12 protein-coding genes are annotated in these 13,202 nt (G+C 59.3%); 6 read left to right on the top strand and 6 right to left on the bottom strand.

Going from position 1 to position 13,202, the window contains the following annotated elements; translation table 11 throughout:
* Window positions 1-97: 97 nt before the first annotated feature.
* Window positions 98-850 carry a hypothetical protein gene (locus LAO20_12340; GenBank protein MBZ5532213.1) on the bottom strand — a complete coding sequence of 251 codons (753 nt, stop codon included), beginning with the start codon at window positions 848-850 and terminating at the stop codon, window positions 98-100.
* Window positions 851-958: 108 nt separating this feature from the next.
* Here LAO20_12340 and LAO20_12335 point away from each other — a divergent pair, with 108 nt between their 5' ends.
* On the top strand, window positions 959-2,548 hold the full coding sequence (locus LAO20_12335) for an acyl-CoA carboxylase subunit beta (GenBank protein ID MBZ5532212.1): 1,590 nt from the start codon (window positions 959-961) through the stop codon (window positions 2,546-2,548).
* A 403-nt stretch (window positions 2,549-2,951) separates the two neighbouring features.
* Window positions 2,952-4,037 carry a hypothetical protein gene (locus tag LAO20_12330; GenBank protein ID MBZ5532211.1) on the top strand — a complete coding sequence of 362 codons (1,086 nt, stop codon included), beginning with the start codon at window positions 2,952-2,954 and terminating at the stop codon, window positions 4,035-4,037.
* Between the two features lie 171 nt (window positions 4,038-4,208).
* Here the strand turns inward: LAO20_12330 and mnmG are convergent, their stop codons facing one another.
* The 5 genes from mnmG to LAO20_12305 form a co-directional block, all read right to left on the bottom strand.
* The gene (gene mnmG, locus LAO20_12325) at window positions 4,209-6,482 is read right to left on the bottom strand and encodes a tRNA uridine-5-carboxymethylaminomethyl(34) synthesis enzyme MnmG (protein ID MBZ5532210.1); all 2,274 of its coding nucleotides are present in this window, start codon (window positions 6,480-6,482) and stop codon (window positions 4,209-4,211) included.
* Between the two features lie 370 nt (window positions 6,483-6,852).
* Entirely contained in the window at window positions 6,853-7,320 is a 468-nt protein-coding gene (locus LAO20_12320) for a DoxX family protein (GenBank protein MBZ5532209.1), read from the bottom strand.
* 43 nt (window positions 7,321-7,363) lie between these two features.
* Window positions 7,364-8,683 carry an amidohydrolase family protein gene (locus tag LAO20_12315; GenBank protein MBZ5532208.1) on the bottom strand — a complete coding sequence of 440 codons (1,320 nt, stop codon included), beginning with the start codon at window positions 8,681-8,683 and terminating at the stop codon, window positions 7,364-7,366.
* A gap of 393 nt (window positions 8,684-9,076) precedes the next feature.
* A complete protein-coding gene (locus tag LAO20_12310; GenBank protein ID MBZ5532207.1) occupies window positions 9,077-9,394 on the bottom strand; it encodes a peroxiredoxin family protein in 318 nt (105 codons plus the stop codon).
* Window positions 9,395-9,421: 27 nt separating this feature from the next.
* Window positions 9,422-9,946 carry a hypothetical protein gene (locus tag LAO20_12305; protein ID MBZ5532206.1) on the bottom strand — a complete coding sequence of 175 codons (525 nt, stop codon included), beginning with the start codon at window positions 9,944-9,946 and terminating at the stop codon, window positions 9,422-9,424.
* 172 nt (window positions 9,947-10,118) lie between these two features.
* Between LAO20_12305 and LAO20_12300 the strand changes: the two genes are divergently transcribed.
* The 4 genes from LAO20_12300 to LAO20_12285 all read left to right on the top strand — a co-directional run bounded on the left by LAO20_12300 (window position 10,119) and on the right by LAO20_12285 (window position 13,159).
* A complete protein-coding gene (locus LAO20_12300) occupies window positions 10,119-11,126 on the top strand; it encodes an NADP-dependent oxidoreductase (protein MBZ5532205.1) in 1,008 nt (335 codons plus the stop codon).
* A 136-nt stretch (window positions 11,127-11,262) separates the two neighbouring features.
* Window positions 11,263-11,985 (top strand): cytochrome c biogenesis protein CcdA, encoded by a 723-nt coding sequence (locus LAO20_12295; GenBank protein ID MBZ5532204.1) that lies wholly within the window; start codon window positions 11,263-11,265, stop codon window positions 11,983-11,985.
* A gap of 10 nt (window positions 11,986-11,995) precedes the next feature.
* The gene (locus tag LAO20_12290) at window positions 11,996-12,559 is read left to right on the top strand and encodes a TlpA family protein disulfide reductase (protein MBZ5532203.1); all 564 of its coding nucleotides are present in this window, start codon (window positions 11,996-11,998) and stop codon (window positions 12,557-12,559) included.
* 39 nt (window positions 12,560-12,598) lie between these two features.
* Entirely contained in the window at window positions 12,599-13,159 is a 561-nt protein-coding gene (locus LAO20_12285) for a disulfide bond formation protein DsbC (GenBank protein ID MBZ5532202.1), read from the top strand.
* Window positions 13,160-13,202 lie beyond the last annotated feature (43 nt).

Raw genomic sequence — 13,202 nt, 5'->3', positions numbered from 1 at the left:
AATTCTCACCATGCACGCCGACCCTCACTCGCGCCTGCAATTCTTTTCCATGTACCTTGCCTGCAACTTCAGGAGCAAGAGTTTCCGTAGCCCCCTCTCACCCATCTATTCTGATCCACGTCGCCCGTGCCACAGCGCACAGCCCTTCGTCCTGGTAAAGGCACGCGGCGCTGAAATGCTTCCGTCCTTCCACTCCCAGCGGCCATGACATCAACAAGCAGCCTGCTCCCGTGCGTATGTTTTTGAGTTGCTGTACCGCCAGGCGTCCCGTCACCAGCTTGCCTGCCGTCGGAAAGCCGGCGGCAAAGCCGGTTGGACAATCCATGGCCGCCCACAGAAACTCCGGACGCAGAAGCTGATTGCCATCGCCGAACTCATCGTCCGGGACCCAGGCAGCGACGAACAGATCCAGCGCCGCTCCGGGCGCTGAACGGCCCTGGGCCTGTGAAGAAGCCCCGGCGGTTTTAGAAAGAAAAACAGCCGGAAAGATTCTCAGGCCGTCATGTATTCCACGCTTTGGACCACAAACGAAACACGTTGGAAACGGATGTCCCGGATCCAGCGCGGGCGATTTGGCCATCGCTTCCATGGCCGCTTGCACGCTGACGGGCGCGGGCGGCGCAACGGCAATCGTCATCGGGCGGCCTTCAACAATGGTCTTTTCGCCGTTACGCAAGACTCCGCCTGCCTGTGTGCGCTCGAACAACAACGGCACTTCCAGTGGCACCGGCGCGCGCAGCGTGCATTCCACCCCTCCGCCCAGCTCCTGGGCCAGCAGCCCGCAGGTATAGCCTCCGTTGCCGGAATCCGGCGGACCGCAAAAACGGGCCGGCACAATGAACGAGTCCATGGCTTTCAGTATCTCATTGCGGGAATTTTTCGCGAACCCGCTCGCGCCATCGCGAAGGTGATCGTCATCACTTAAGCGCTTTCGCGCAAGGCGTCTATAATTCTTCCCATGAACCTGGAACAAAAGCTCGCAGAACTCAAGCGCCGTGACGGACTGGCGGAAGCCGGAGGCGGCAAGGAACGCCAGGAGCGCCAGCACAAAGAAGGCAAGATGTCCGCGCGCGAGCGCATCGAATTCCTCCTCGACGAAGGCACCTTCGAAGAATTCGACAAGATGGTCACCCATCGCTGCACCGACTTCGGCATGGGTGACGCCGAGAACAAGATCTACGGCGACGGCTTTGTCACCGGCTACGGCCGCATCGAGGGCCGGCTGGTCTTCGTCTTCGCCCAGGATTTCACCGTGTTCGGCGGGTCGCTCTCGGAAGCCAACGCCGGCAAGATCGTCAAGATCATGGACACGGCCATGAAAGTGGGCGCGCCGGTGATCGGCCTGAATGATTCCGGCGGCGCGCGCATCCAGGAAGGCGTGATGTCGCTGGCCGGCTACGCTGACATTTTTCTGCGCAACACGTTGTCCAGCGGCGTGATCCCGCAGATCTCCGCCATCATGGGCCCCTGCGCCGGCGGAGCCGTGTACTCGCCCGCCATCACTGACTTCATCCTCATGGTGGACCAGACTTCTTACATGTTCGTTACCGGACCGGACGTGATCAAGACCGTGACCCACGAAGAAGTCACCAAAGACGAGCTGGGTGGCGCCATGACCCACAACGAAACTTCCGGCGTGGCGCATTTTCTCGCGCGCAATGACGCTGAATGCCTGTCCATGGTGCGCGAACTGCTCAGCTTCATCCCGTCCAACAACCTTGACGACCCGCCGCGCCGCGAATGCACTGATCCCATTGACCGCGCTGACGCCGCGCTGGATACCACCGTCCCTGCGGAATCCAACCAGCCGTATGACATCAAGGATGTAATCACCAAGGTGGTTGACGACGCCTACTTCTTCGAGGTGCACGAACACTACGCAAAAAACATCGTCATCGGCTTTGCCCGGCTCAACGGACGTCCCGTGGGCATCATCGCCAACCAGCCGGCATTTCTGGCCGGCGTGCTGGACATCAACGCTTCCACCAAAGGCGCGCGCTTTGTCCGCTTCTGTGACGCCTTCAACATCCCGCTCATCACCTTTGAAGACGTGCCCGGCTTCCTGCCCGGGACCAAGCAGGAATACGGCGGCATCATCCGTCACGGAGCCAAGCTGCTGTTCGCTTTTGCGGAGGCCACCGTGCCCAAGATTACGGTGATCACCCGCAAGGCCTATGGCGGCGCGTACTGCGTTATGTCGTCCAAACACATTCGCACCGACGTCAACTACGCCTGGCCGACGGCGGAAATTGCCGTCATGGGCCCGGAAGGCGCGGTGAACATCGTCTACAAGCGCGAGCTGGAAAGCGTGTCCGGCGCCGGCAAGTCAGACAAAGAGAAAGCTGAGATTCTGGCCAAGGCCCGCAATGAAAAGATTGAGGAATTCCGCGCGCGCTTTGCCAACCCGTACGTCGCCGCCGAACACGGCTACGTGGACGCCGTCATCCAGCCGCGCGAAACCCGCAAGAAGCTCATTGACGCTCTGGAAATGCTGCAGACCAAGCGCGACAAAAACCCGCCCAAGAAGCACGGGAATATACCGCTGTGAATCTTTACCACTGATCTGCACTAATGACACTGATGGACGCAAGAAATTGTCTGATCAGTGTGAATCTGTGAAAATCAGTGGTTGAAGATTTGCGCGTTTCTCTTCCCTGCATCGCGAAATACAAATTGATCAGGCTCACCGTCGCCGGCGTTGAGCTTCTAACCCGATAAAAAGCGGCCGGAGCATGGGCAAAATAATTAGAGTTCCTAAGGTTACGACAAGGCCGAACCCAGGGATGCCGCGCGTCTATCGGCGTTAATCGGCCGCCAAAGCCTTCTGTTTCAAGCGGTCACGCGCACTGAGTCGGGTACAACACCTTTTGTAATGCGGGTGCGGATGAATTTCCGCCCAGCCTGCGATACCCTCCCACAAACGGTATTTACTTCTGTCCTTGGATTGCTCCTTGAACATACTTTTCTCAACACTTCAATCGGTGCTGCTGACTGCGCTGCTGCTCGGGCCGGTGGCGTCCGCCTATGCGGAAGACCCGTCTGATCGCGCTGACACCACAAAACGCGAACTGCGCCAGCGTCTCGAACCCACTTACAAGATTCAGGCAGGCTTGGACGGAGAGATCTATCCGGTCTTTGCCAATTACGCGTCTTTGCAAAAGCGCGACGAGCGCAGCCTGGGCGTAGTCTCGGTGACGGTCTCCAACCCTGGCGCCGCGCCTTTGCGCCAGCGCGTGGCGGTGAAGATTGTGGGCTGGAGTGACCAGGAAATACAGATTGCCGACGTAGGCGCCGGGGCCTCTCAGACTTTTGTCTTCGCTCCAGCGTTCCTGCCGCGTTTCTACCAGAACCATGAAATTATCGCCGCCACCGCGCAGGTTTCCGTCAGTGACATGGCCGGACACAGCGGCTATGAGGCCACCGTGCCAGTGCGCCTGCGCTCTTCCCAGGACATGTACTGGGGCAGCGGGTTCAAGTACGCGCGCTTCATAGCATCCTGGGTCACACCGCACGATTCGCGCGTGGAAGCCATACTGGCCCAAGCCAAGGAATACACTCCGGACCGCCGCCTGCCTGGATATGAGCCCTGGAAAAACCCCGGCCCGCAGGAGCAGGAAACGTATCGCGAAGCCCGGGCCATCTTCATCGCGTTGAAACACCAGGGGCTGTCTTATGTGAACAGCTCCGGCACTTTAGGCGACCATAAAACCCTGAGCGAACGAGTCCGTATGCCGAGAGTGAGTCTGAGCCAGAGCAGCGCTAACTGCATTGACGCCGCCGTGATGTATGCCGCGCTTTTTGAGAACCTGGGAATGGACGCCGCCGTGGTCATTGTTCCCGGACATGCCTACGCGGGAGTACGCGTGGCCTCGGGCTCGCGAAAGTTCCTGCTGATTGACGTTGCCTTGACCGGCGGGAAGACCTTTGAACAGGCTGTGGCCTCCGCCGAAGCCGGTATGGCCAAACAGAACGCCGCCGCTGTCACGCGGGTCACAATCCCGGAAGCGCGCTCCGCCGGGATTTATCCCATGCCGTAGCTCTGTGAAATCCCGAGCGTACGTGCTTGAGGGCCGTAAGGCCCGAAACCCTGAGCGTAGTCGAAGGGGAGGGATCCCTGTACACATGAAGACAGATCAGACCACAAGAAATGTAATTCTCTCTTACTCCGTTCCTCCGCGTTTCAAGGTTTTGCGATTCTTGATCTGCGTTTATCCGCGCAAATCTGCGGCTTGTGCGTTTCTCTTGCCCTGAATCTCGATATACACATTGATCAGCGACACCGCAGCCGGGGTCACGCCGGGAATGCGCGAGGCATGCCCCAGCGTCCGCGGGCGGACGCGCTGCAGCTTTTCGTTCATCTCACGCGAAAGGCCGCTGACCTTGAGGTAGTCGAACCAGTCAGGGATCACGCGCTGCTCGGCTTTCTTCAGACGCTCAATGGACTTGCGCTGCTGGTCCAGGTAGCCGGCGTACTTGATTTCCGTTTCCACGGTCTTCATTTCGTTGCGTGCCGCGGCCGAGAGCCTCAACCGACTTTCCTCCGTGTCTCCGTGCCTCCGTGGTGGATTTTGAGTTTCTATTGCCGCAAAAAACTCCGGATAACTCTCCCGCACCACCGCCGCCAGGTCTTCAATCACGATCTCCGGACGCTTCAACAACTGCGCCAGCGACGAACCTACCGCGTTCGCCAGACCATTCCCGTTCGCCGAAGCCGCAACCTCTGCCCCCGAATCCGCACCGTCTGCATCTTCCGAACGGGCACTCGAAGCCATCGCCAGCCGCTCCCTCTGCGCGCGCTCAATCTTCTCCAGCAGCTCGCCTGACACGCGCGTCTTCTCCAGCAATGCCGCCAGTTTCTGTGCGCGTTCCTGCTTGGACTGAAAATCCGCCCACGCCGCGTTGCCGATCAACCCAATGCGCCGTCCATGCGGCGTCAGTCGCCGGTCGGCATTGTCAATCCGCAAGTGCAGGCGAAACTCCGCGCGCGAGGTGAACATGCGATACGGCTCGTTCGTCCCTTTGCTGATCAGGTCGTCAATCAGGATCGCCGTGTAAGCTTCCGTGCGGTCCAGCACCAGCGGCGCTTCATTCTTGATCTTCAACGCCGCGTTCACGCCCGCCATCAAGCCCTGGCACGCGGCTTCTTCGTATCCTGACGTCCCGTTGATCTGCCCAGCCAGATACAGCCGGCTGATCTTCTTCACTTCGAGCGTGCGCTCCAGCTCCGTGGGGTCAATCGAATCGTATTCAATGGCATAGCCTGGGCGCAGCATCTCCGCCGTCTCCAGGCCGGGGATGGACTTGATCACCGCCAGCTGCACGTCAATCGGCATGGACGTGCTCATGCCGTTCACGTAGATCTCATGCGTGTTCAGGCCTTCCGGCTCGAGAAAGAGTTGGTGCGTTAGCTTGTCGGGAAACTTGACGATCTTATCCTCGATGCTGGGACAATATCGCGGGCCAATGCTCTGGATCTGCCCGGAATACATGGGCGACCGGTGCACGTTCTCGCGGATGATGCGGTGCGTCTCCGCGGTGGTGAATGCGATGTGGCACGGCACCTGGCGCTGCGTGATTTTTTTGGTGCGGAAGCTGAACGGTGTGGGGTCGGCGTCGCCCGGCTGCGTTTCAAAGCGCGTCCAGTCAATGCTGCGGCCATCCAGACGCGGCGGCGTCCCGGTCTTCAGCCGGCATCCGCGCAAGCCCATCAGCTTGAGCGACTCGCCCAGCAGTTGTGACGGCGGTTCTCCGCTGCGCCCCGCCGGATAAGTCTGCTCGCCGCAGTGAATAAGTCCATTGAGAAAAGTTCCTGTGGTGACGATTACGGCCTGTGCGCCCACGGTCCTGCCATCGTGCAACTTTATTCCTGTCGCAATTCTTCTTATCTGTCGCTCCGCTCCCAACCGCCCGCCAATTTCGGCCGAGATAGTGTCTTCAGCGCCCGCTGCCAGCGACGCTCCGTCGCTAGCCGACAGACTCGGCCCCGACGATACTTCGCCAGCCCAATTTTTCTCCGTGCCTCCGTGTCTCCGTGGTGAGATTTGATTCTCGCCCTCTGCGTCTCCGCGTCTCCGCGATGGATCCTCTTCAATGATCAGCTCGGCCACTTCCGCCTGCTTGACGATAAGGTTTGCCTGGCTCTCCAGCACTTCGCGCATTTTCACGCGATATTGCTGCTTGTCGCACTGCGCCCGCGGCGACCACACCGCCGGTCCGCGCGAAGTATTCAGCAGCCGGAACTGGATTCCCACGGCGTCTGTGACTTCCGCCATGATGCCGCCCAGGGCGTCCACTTCGCGCACCAGGTGGCCCTTGGCGATCCCCCCCACCGCCGGATTGCAGGACATCTGCGCGATCAAGTCCGCGTTCAGCGTGAACAAAGCGGTCTTCAGGCCCATGCGGGCCGCAGCCATGGCGGCTTCGCAGCCGGCGTGACCGGCGCCTACTACTACTACGTCATATTGTTCGGTAAACTTCGCCATGGGGTATCTTTTCTATTGTGCCTGTCGACGGCTTCAGGCGGCAACCCCGGATGCCAGAGACTCTTTTGTTTCTTCAATGTGCAGGGATGACTTCTGAGTGTTCTGGATGAGAGGCACTGTTCGGACTACTCGAAGCCCTCTTCGACGATCGGGCTCGTGGGTCTTCTGTGTGCGTGTGGCGCCGCCGCGAGCAGTGCGAAAGGCACGCCTTATGCCTGATCCGATGTCCTGAACTGAATCACCGCATTGACCACACTGCCCGATCTTTCTTCAATCGGCCCACCCGTTGGTCCTTTGCGTCCTTAGCGTCCTTTGCGGTCAGTCTGGGGTTTGAGGGTTTAGCTAACGGCTAAGTGCTAATTGCTAAGTGCTATTTTCTCCCATCCAACCCCAAGGTCTTTCCCGCATTGTGCGCGAAAAACAAAATGAACAGCAGCATAAGCCCGATATTGTCGAGTTCGTTGCCAAAATATTTCCACGGCGCCGACCCAGCGGGCAGGACGCAAGTGCTGAGCAGCAGGTTGAACATGAAAAGCGCGCCCATAATCGCGAACGGTCGCACCATGAACCCCAGCAGCATGGAAAGTCCGATCAGCAACTCGGCTACGCCCACCGCGTAGCCTGACGCCACCGGATAACGCAGCGTGGCCCGCAAGAATGGCTTGTACGCGCTGAGCGCCGTCACCTGCTCATAGCCGGTGACATATTTCTCATAGCCGCCGTGGGCAAAATCCCGGCCCATCAGCTTGTACTGGGCAAAGAAGAGAAACATGATCCCCACAACAATCCTTGCTACAGCCATCGCCGTCGAAGACGAGCCCTCATTCTTGCCTGCCATGTTTCTCCCTTAGGAATGTATTTCCGCCTGAGATCTGTCCCCGTTACGGTTGCTTGAACACGCTGCCGTCTTTCATTACAAAAGTTGGATGCTTGAGTGCGTCAATGTTGGCCAGCGGATCGCCCGGTACGGCGATGATGTCCGCGTAAGCGCCGGGCGCTATTACGCCCAGCTCACCCTTCATCTCCAGCAGTTCCGCCGCCCGCGACGTCGCTGATTGGATGGCCTGCATCGGACTCATGCCGAACTTCACCATGTAATCGAACTCGTCGACGATGGACGCGGTCCACGGAAGCCCGCCCATGTCCGTGCCGAAAGCGATCTTCACCCCGGCCTTCAGCGCTTTCTTGAATGAGACTTCATGTTCGTTGGCGCGCGCGCGGTCGCGCTTCCCGTCTTGCGTGTCGGACGGCGCCCAGTCGGTGTAGTAGACGCCCAGCGTCGGCACGTACCACGTGCCCTGCTTCAGCATCTGGGCGATGGCCGCATCGTCCAGCGACAAGCCGTGCTCAATCGAATCGCACCCGCCATCCAGCGCGCGATGCAGTCCGATCCCGCTGTACGCGTGGCAGGCCACGTGTTTCTCCTGCCCGTGGGCCTCATCCACCACTGCTTTGATCTCATCCAGCGTGAGCGTGGGCTGCGCCACCAGCCGCCCTTGCTTGTCCACCCACGAGCGGTGCGTCATGTACACCTTGATCCAGTCCGCGCCGTTTTCAATCTGCTCGCGCGTGATCTTGCGCAGTTGCACCGGCCCATCGCCCAGTTGCGCGCCCTTGGGCAGCGGCACGTCCGGGTTGTAGCCTTCCAGAGGATAACCGCCGGTCACCGAGATGGCGCGCGTCACTACAAACAAGCGCGGCCCGGGAATGTATCCGGCGTTAATGGCCTCTTTGATGCCCACGTCGCCATAGCCCGCGCCTTCGGTTTCCACGTCGCGCAGCGTGGTGAAGCCTTGCTCCAGGGCGCGCCGCACGGAGACCGTGGCCCGCGCTGCCCGGTACGAAGAAGGATGCTTCAGCAGCTGAATGTCATAGCCGCCTTCAGCCGGGTCTTCGCCTTGCAGAAAGATGTGCGTGTGGGTGTCAATCAGTCCCGGCAGAACCGTGGCTGAAACAGGAAAGTCAATCACCGTGGCGCCCGCCGGCGGCGCGCCGCCTTCAGTGACGCTCTCAATCCTGTTGCCGCGGATGACGATCAGCACATCGTGCCGCGGCTTCGCCGATACGCCGTCAATCAGCGTGGCGGCCTTGATGGCGACGACTTTCTCCGCCGCAGACTCTTCCCCCGGAGCGGGCTTCTCCGCAAGGGCTGCACCCAGACACAACAAGATCACCGCAAGAAGGGACAAGTGGCGTTGCACGTTCCGGCCTCCTCAAACAAACCAGATATGAATACGCCAGGCGCAAGGATTACGCAAGAGGACAGCAAACTCACTCTGCAGCTCAATTCCGCAAACGCGGGGAAAAGCTCTGTGTATTCGCGACGTTCCTTAAAGCGTTGTCATCCTGAGCGCAGCGACGCTGCGTAGCGTGGCGTCGCGCAGTCGAAGGACCCCGAGAATGTTTCCGATCACCATGCCGCTCCAGGGCGTTCTCACAAAACACGCCATCCTGAAGCCAGGAAAAATGGAACTCGGTAGTAAGCCCCGGCCTTTACGGCCGGGGGAAAAATGGTCAGAACAATCGACAAAAGCCCCGTAGGTGGCGACACCTCAAACTCGCGTTTGGCTGATTGCTGAATGCCAATTGCTTTCTTACCGCAATGCTTTCGCTACCGCCAGCATTTCATCGGCGCGCGCGCGAATCCGTATGTCCTCGGTAAAGTTTGTCCAGCGCACGGTGCCGCTGGAATCCAGCAGAAATTCCGCAGGACGCGCGATGTCATGGCCCTCAGGCCCTGCGCCTTTGTGCAGCAGGTCATAGCGCCCGATGACCTCTGCGCTGGGATCGGAGAGAAAAGTAAATGTGTAGCCGGCTTTCTTGCAGAGATCGGCGGAAACCGATGGTGGGTCCACGGAAATGGCCACCGGACGTACGCCCGCCGCCGCATATTCTTTCAGGTCTTTTTCAATGCCTCGTAACTCGAGGTTGCAGAACGGTCACCAGTATCCGCGATAGAAAATCAACAACACAGCCTTGGGCTTCACGCCACCGTCTGCCGTTGGCATTGCCGTTTGCGGATTTGCCGCATTTTCTCCAGCGCCCGGCGTCACTGGCGTCGCCTGCGCCGCTGTGGGCGCCAGCAGTTGCGCCAAAGAAACCTGTTTGCCGGTGCTGTCGGTCAGCGTAAAGTCCGGCGCTTTCTGTCCGACTTTTGGTGCTCCCTCTGCCTTGGGGATCTTCCGCGCCTCGACGTAGGCAAACACTGTGAATCCGCACACCAGCAACGCCAGCGCGCCCACCACCGAGCTCAGGACCTTGCCACGGTTTTGTGTGAACGCTTTGCGGATTCCTGCGGCCAGCAAAATCAGGGCGACGCCGGCCAGCGCAAGGCTCAACAGCGGAATAGCGCGTTCGCCCGGCGGTCGCATGAAGATAGCCAGGTTGCTCAGGAAAGCCGCCAAAGCCAGCAGAAGCGCCAGCAGTGGCTTCCAATTGCGCGACGGTGCGGTGATATCAGCCATAGGCGAGAAGTCTAGCTTCGGGGCACGAGAACGTCAACGCAGAGGCGCAGCATTTGCCGGCGCCTCACTCGCTGGGAGGGCGTTGATGGAAAAGCCCACCGCTACGCATCGAAACCACCCACGTCATATACTGTCTGCGCACGCTTCACCATCCCGCACATGGAGACGCCTCATGCCCCTCATCAATCACCAATTTCGCCTTGCCGCCCGGCCCGTCGGATTGCCCAAACGCACGGACTGGAATTACACGGAAGAGCCGGTGCGCGATCCCGGCCCCGGCGAAGTCCTGATCAAATCTCTTTACATCTCGCTCGACCCCGCCATGCGCGGCTGGATGAATGAAGGCCGCTCCTATATCGAACCGGTGCAGATCGGCGCGGTGATGCGCGCCAGTGGCGTGGGACGCGTGATCGCCTCGCAGAACTCCGGCTTTGCCGTGGGCGACCACCTAGCCGGCCTGCTGGGCGTGCAGGAGTATGCCATCTCGGACGGCAAGGGCGTGAACAAGATTGATCCCAAACTGGCGCCGCTGCCCGTGTATCTTTCGGTCTTGGGCGTGACCGGACTCACCGCCTACTTCGGTCTGCTCGACGTCGGCCAGATGAAGGCCGGCGATACGGTAGTCATCTCCGGAGCCGCCGGGGCCGTGGGCCTGGCCGCCGGACAGATCGCCAAGATCAAAGGCTGCCGCGCCGTGGGCATCGCTGGCGGGCCGGACAAGTGCCGCTTCGCGGTGCAGGACATTGGCTTTGACGCCTGCATTGACTACAAGAATGAGGACGTGAAGGCCGCGCTGCGCCAGCACTGTCCCAAGGGCGTGAACGTGTACTTTGACAATGTGGGCGGCGAAATTCTGGACGCCGTCCTCGGCCACCTGGCCCGCGGCGCGCGCGTGGTGATCTGCGGCGCCATTTCGCAGTACAACTCCACCACCGGGATCCAAGGTCCCGCCAACTATCTTTCTCTGCTGGTCAACAGCGCGCGCATGGAAGGCTTTGTCGTCTTCAACTATGCGGCTCGTTACGGCGAAGGCATAAAAGAAATGGCCGGCTGGATGGCCGCCGGCAAGCTCAAGTCGCGGGAAGACATCGTCGAAGGCTTTGCCACCTTTCCGGAAACGTTGCTCAAACTGTTTCGCGGAGAGAACCTGGGCAAGCTGATGATCAAAGTGGCGGATTGAGGGGCCAATCGGCTCACCAACTTGCTTTCTTTACGTCTGAAAACACAGGACTTGGGCCGCACTTCTTCCTTCGCGGAAAAGATGTAACCAGATTACAATAGGAACTATCAAAAGCCAGAAGCCAGAAGAAGGTTGAATGTCATCACTGCCTCTGCCTATTGCCGTTTTTTTTGCCGGCATCGCGTCTTTTCTCTCACCGTGCGTCCTCCCGCTGGTGCCCGGATACGTGTCTCTGATTTCTGGCGTTACCGCCGAACAGCTTGAGTCCAAAGACAGTAAGGTGTTGAAAACAGTGCTGTTTCACTCCATCATGTTCATCCTGGGCTTCACCCTGGTGTTTGTGATTCTGGGGGCGGCAGCCACCGGCCTGGGACACGCGTTCAGGATGTACAAGAAACAGCTCTCCTGGGTTGCCGGAATCATCATCGTCATATTCGGCTTGCACCTGACCGGCATCCTCAAAATCAAGGCCCTGTATGCCGACAAGCGCCTGCACTCGGCGGGCAGCGGCAAATCGCCTTTTGGCGCCTTTGTGGTGGGTTTCGCGTTTGCCTTTGGGTGGACGCCCTGCATCGGCCCGATTCTCAGCCTCATCCTGGCGGCCGCCGGAAGCGAGGACACGGTGACCAAGGGGATCCTTCTTCTGTCCATCTATTCCCTTGGACTGGCCGTGCCTTTCCTGCTGACATCCATCGCCATGGACCGCTTCATGGGCTTTTACGGATGGTTTCGCCGCCACCTGCATACCGTCGAGGTGATCAGCGGAGTTTTGTTGATTGTTTTCGGCGTGTTGATCTTTACCCAGCACTTTACCGTGCTCTCAAGTTATCTTGGATTCCTGAACCGTTTTACCTGGTGAGGTCCTGATCGTGAAACGCAGCGTTCTTGTCGTGATTGCCGTAATTGTCGTGGTCAGCGCAGCTCTGTTTTTTGCCAGCCATCGTGACGGCAAGGGCACCGTCTCCGCCATCTTCAAGCCGGCCCAGGAAGGCCCGGCCGTCGGCGCCGTTGCCCCGGACTTCACCCTGAAAGTCCTGGGCGAAGAGGGCAGCAAAAATCTCCAGCTCTCTTCCCTGCGCGGCAAAGCCGTGCTGATCAACTTCTGGGCCACCTATTGCGGCCCCTGCAAAGTGGAAATGCCCTGGCTGATCGAGTTGCAGAACAAATATGGCCCGCAAGGTTTCCAGATCGTGGGCGTAGCCGAAGATGAGGCTGGCGATGAAGCCATTGTGGACTTTGCCCACAAAATGAAATTGAATTACCCCGTTGTGCGTGGCACCAACAGCGTCGCCGACCAATATCCTGGCGATGGATTGCCACTCTCGTTTTACATTGACCGCTCCGGCAAAGTTGTCTACAAGGTAGTGGGCTTGGTGAGCGAATCGGTGATGGAAGACGCCATCAAGAAATCCCTGGCCCAAGGCGGCAAGTAAGGACTGGCAGCGAATCCAAGCGAGTATCACCCTGGAAACATGAAAAAAAATCTTCTTCCTATCTTCGGATTTTGCCTGCTTCTTTCCGGAGTTTCCCTGTTTGCCCAGCAAGACGATCTTTCCGTCAAGAGCCGCTCGTTTGTTTCCGCGGACCCGGTAAGCGCCGTGGTGGTCGCGCCCGGACATTCCACACCCATAAGCTTCACCTTTCACGTCTTGCCGCCTTACCACATCAACTCCAACAAACCCCTGGCGGAGGAATTGATCCCAACACAGGTGCATTTCTCGCTTCCGGGCAGCGACATCGTGATCGGCAAGATCCAATATCCTGCCGGCGTTCTGAAGAGCTTCCCCTTTGATCCCACCGCCAAGCTCAGCGTGTATTCAGGCGACGTCGTGGTAAGAGGGCTGGTGGTGGCGACGGCCAGCGGGTCCACGGGCACGTACACCGTCCACGCGGAACTGAAATACCAGGCGTGCGACAACAATGCCTGCTATCCGCCCAAGAAACTGCCGTTTACGTTTAACGTGAAGGTGGGGGCCAAGGCCCGCAGCGGGAAGAAGGCGCGTCCCAACGCCCAGAGCCCGCATATCCACTAAGCAGCTAGCAATTGGCAACTAGCAATTGGCCTGGCCTTTGCAG

It is taken from the genome of Terriglobia bacterium (assembly GCA_020072815.1).
GTDB lineage: Bacteria > Acidobacteriota > Terriglobia > Terriglobales > Acidobacteriaceae > Angelobacter.
The sequence above is the reverse complement of the archived record's forward strand: the minus strand, read 5'-3'. Positions and strand labels throughout refer to the sequence as shown.

What these genes read in the sequence shown, in the direction of transcription:
- LAO20_12340 (MBZ5532213.1), bottom strand. Translation starts at nt 850, where the DNA reads ATGGACTCGTTCATTGTGCCGGCCCGTTTTTGCGGTCCGCCGGATTCC.
- LAO20_12335 (MBZ5532212.1), top strand. Translation starts at nt 959, where the DNA reads ATGAACCTGGAACAAAAGCTCGCAGAACTCAAGCGCCGTGACGGACTG.
- mnmG (MBZ5532210.1), bottom strand. Translation starts at nt 6,482, where the DNA reads ATGGCGAAGTTTACCGAACAATATGACGTAGTAGTAGTAGGCGCCGGT.
- LAO20_12320 (MBZ5532209.1), bottom strand. Translation starts at nt 7,320, where the DNA reads ATGGCAGGCAAGAATGAGGGCTCGTCTTCGACGGCGATGGCTGTAGCA.
- LAO20_12305 (MBZ5532206.1), bottom strand. Translation starts at nt 9,946, where the DNA reads ATGGCTGATATCACCGCACCGTCGCGCAATTGGAAGCCACTGCTGGCG.
- LAO20_12300 (MBZ5532205.1), top strand. Translation starts at nt 10,119, where the DNA reads ATGCCCCTCATCAATCACCAATTTCGCCTTGCCGCCCGGCCCGTCGGA.
- LAO20_12295 (MBZ5532204.1), top strand. Translation starts at nt 11,263, where the DNA reads ATGTCATCACTGCCTCTGCCTATTGCCGTTTTTTTTGCCGGCATCGCG.
- LAO20_12285 (MBZ5532202.1), top strand. Translation starts at nt 12,599, where the DNA reads ATGAAAAAAAATCTTCTTCCTATCTTCGGATTTTGCCTGCTTCTTTCC.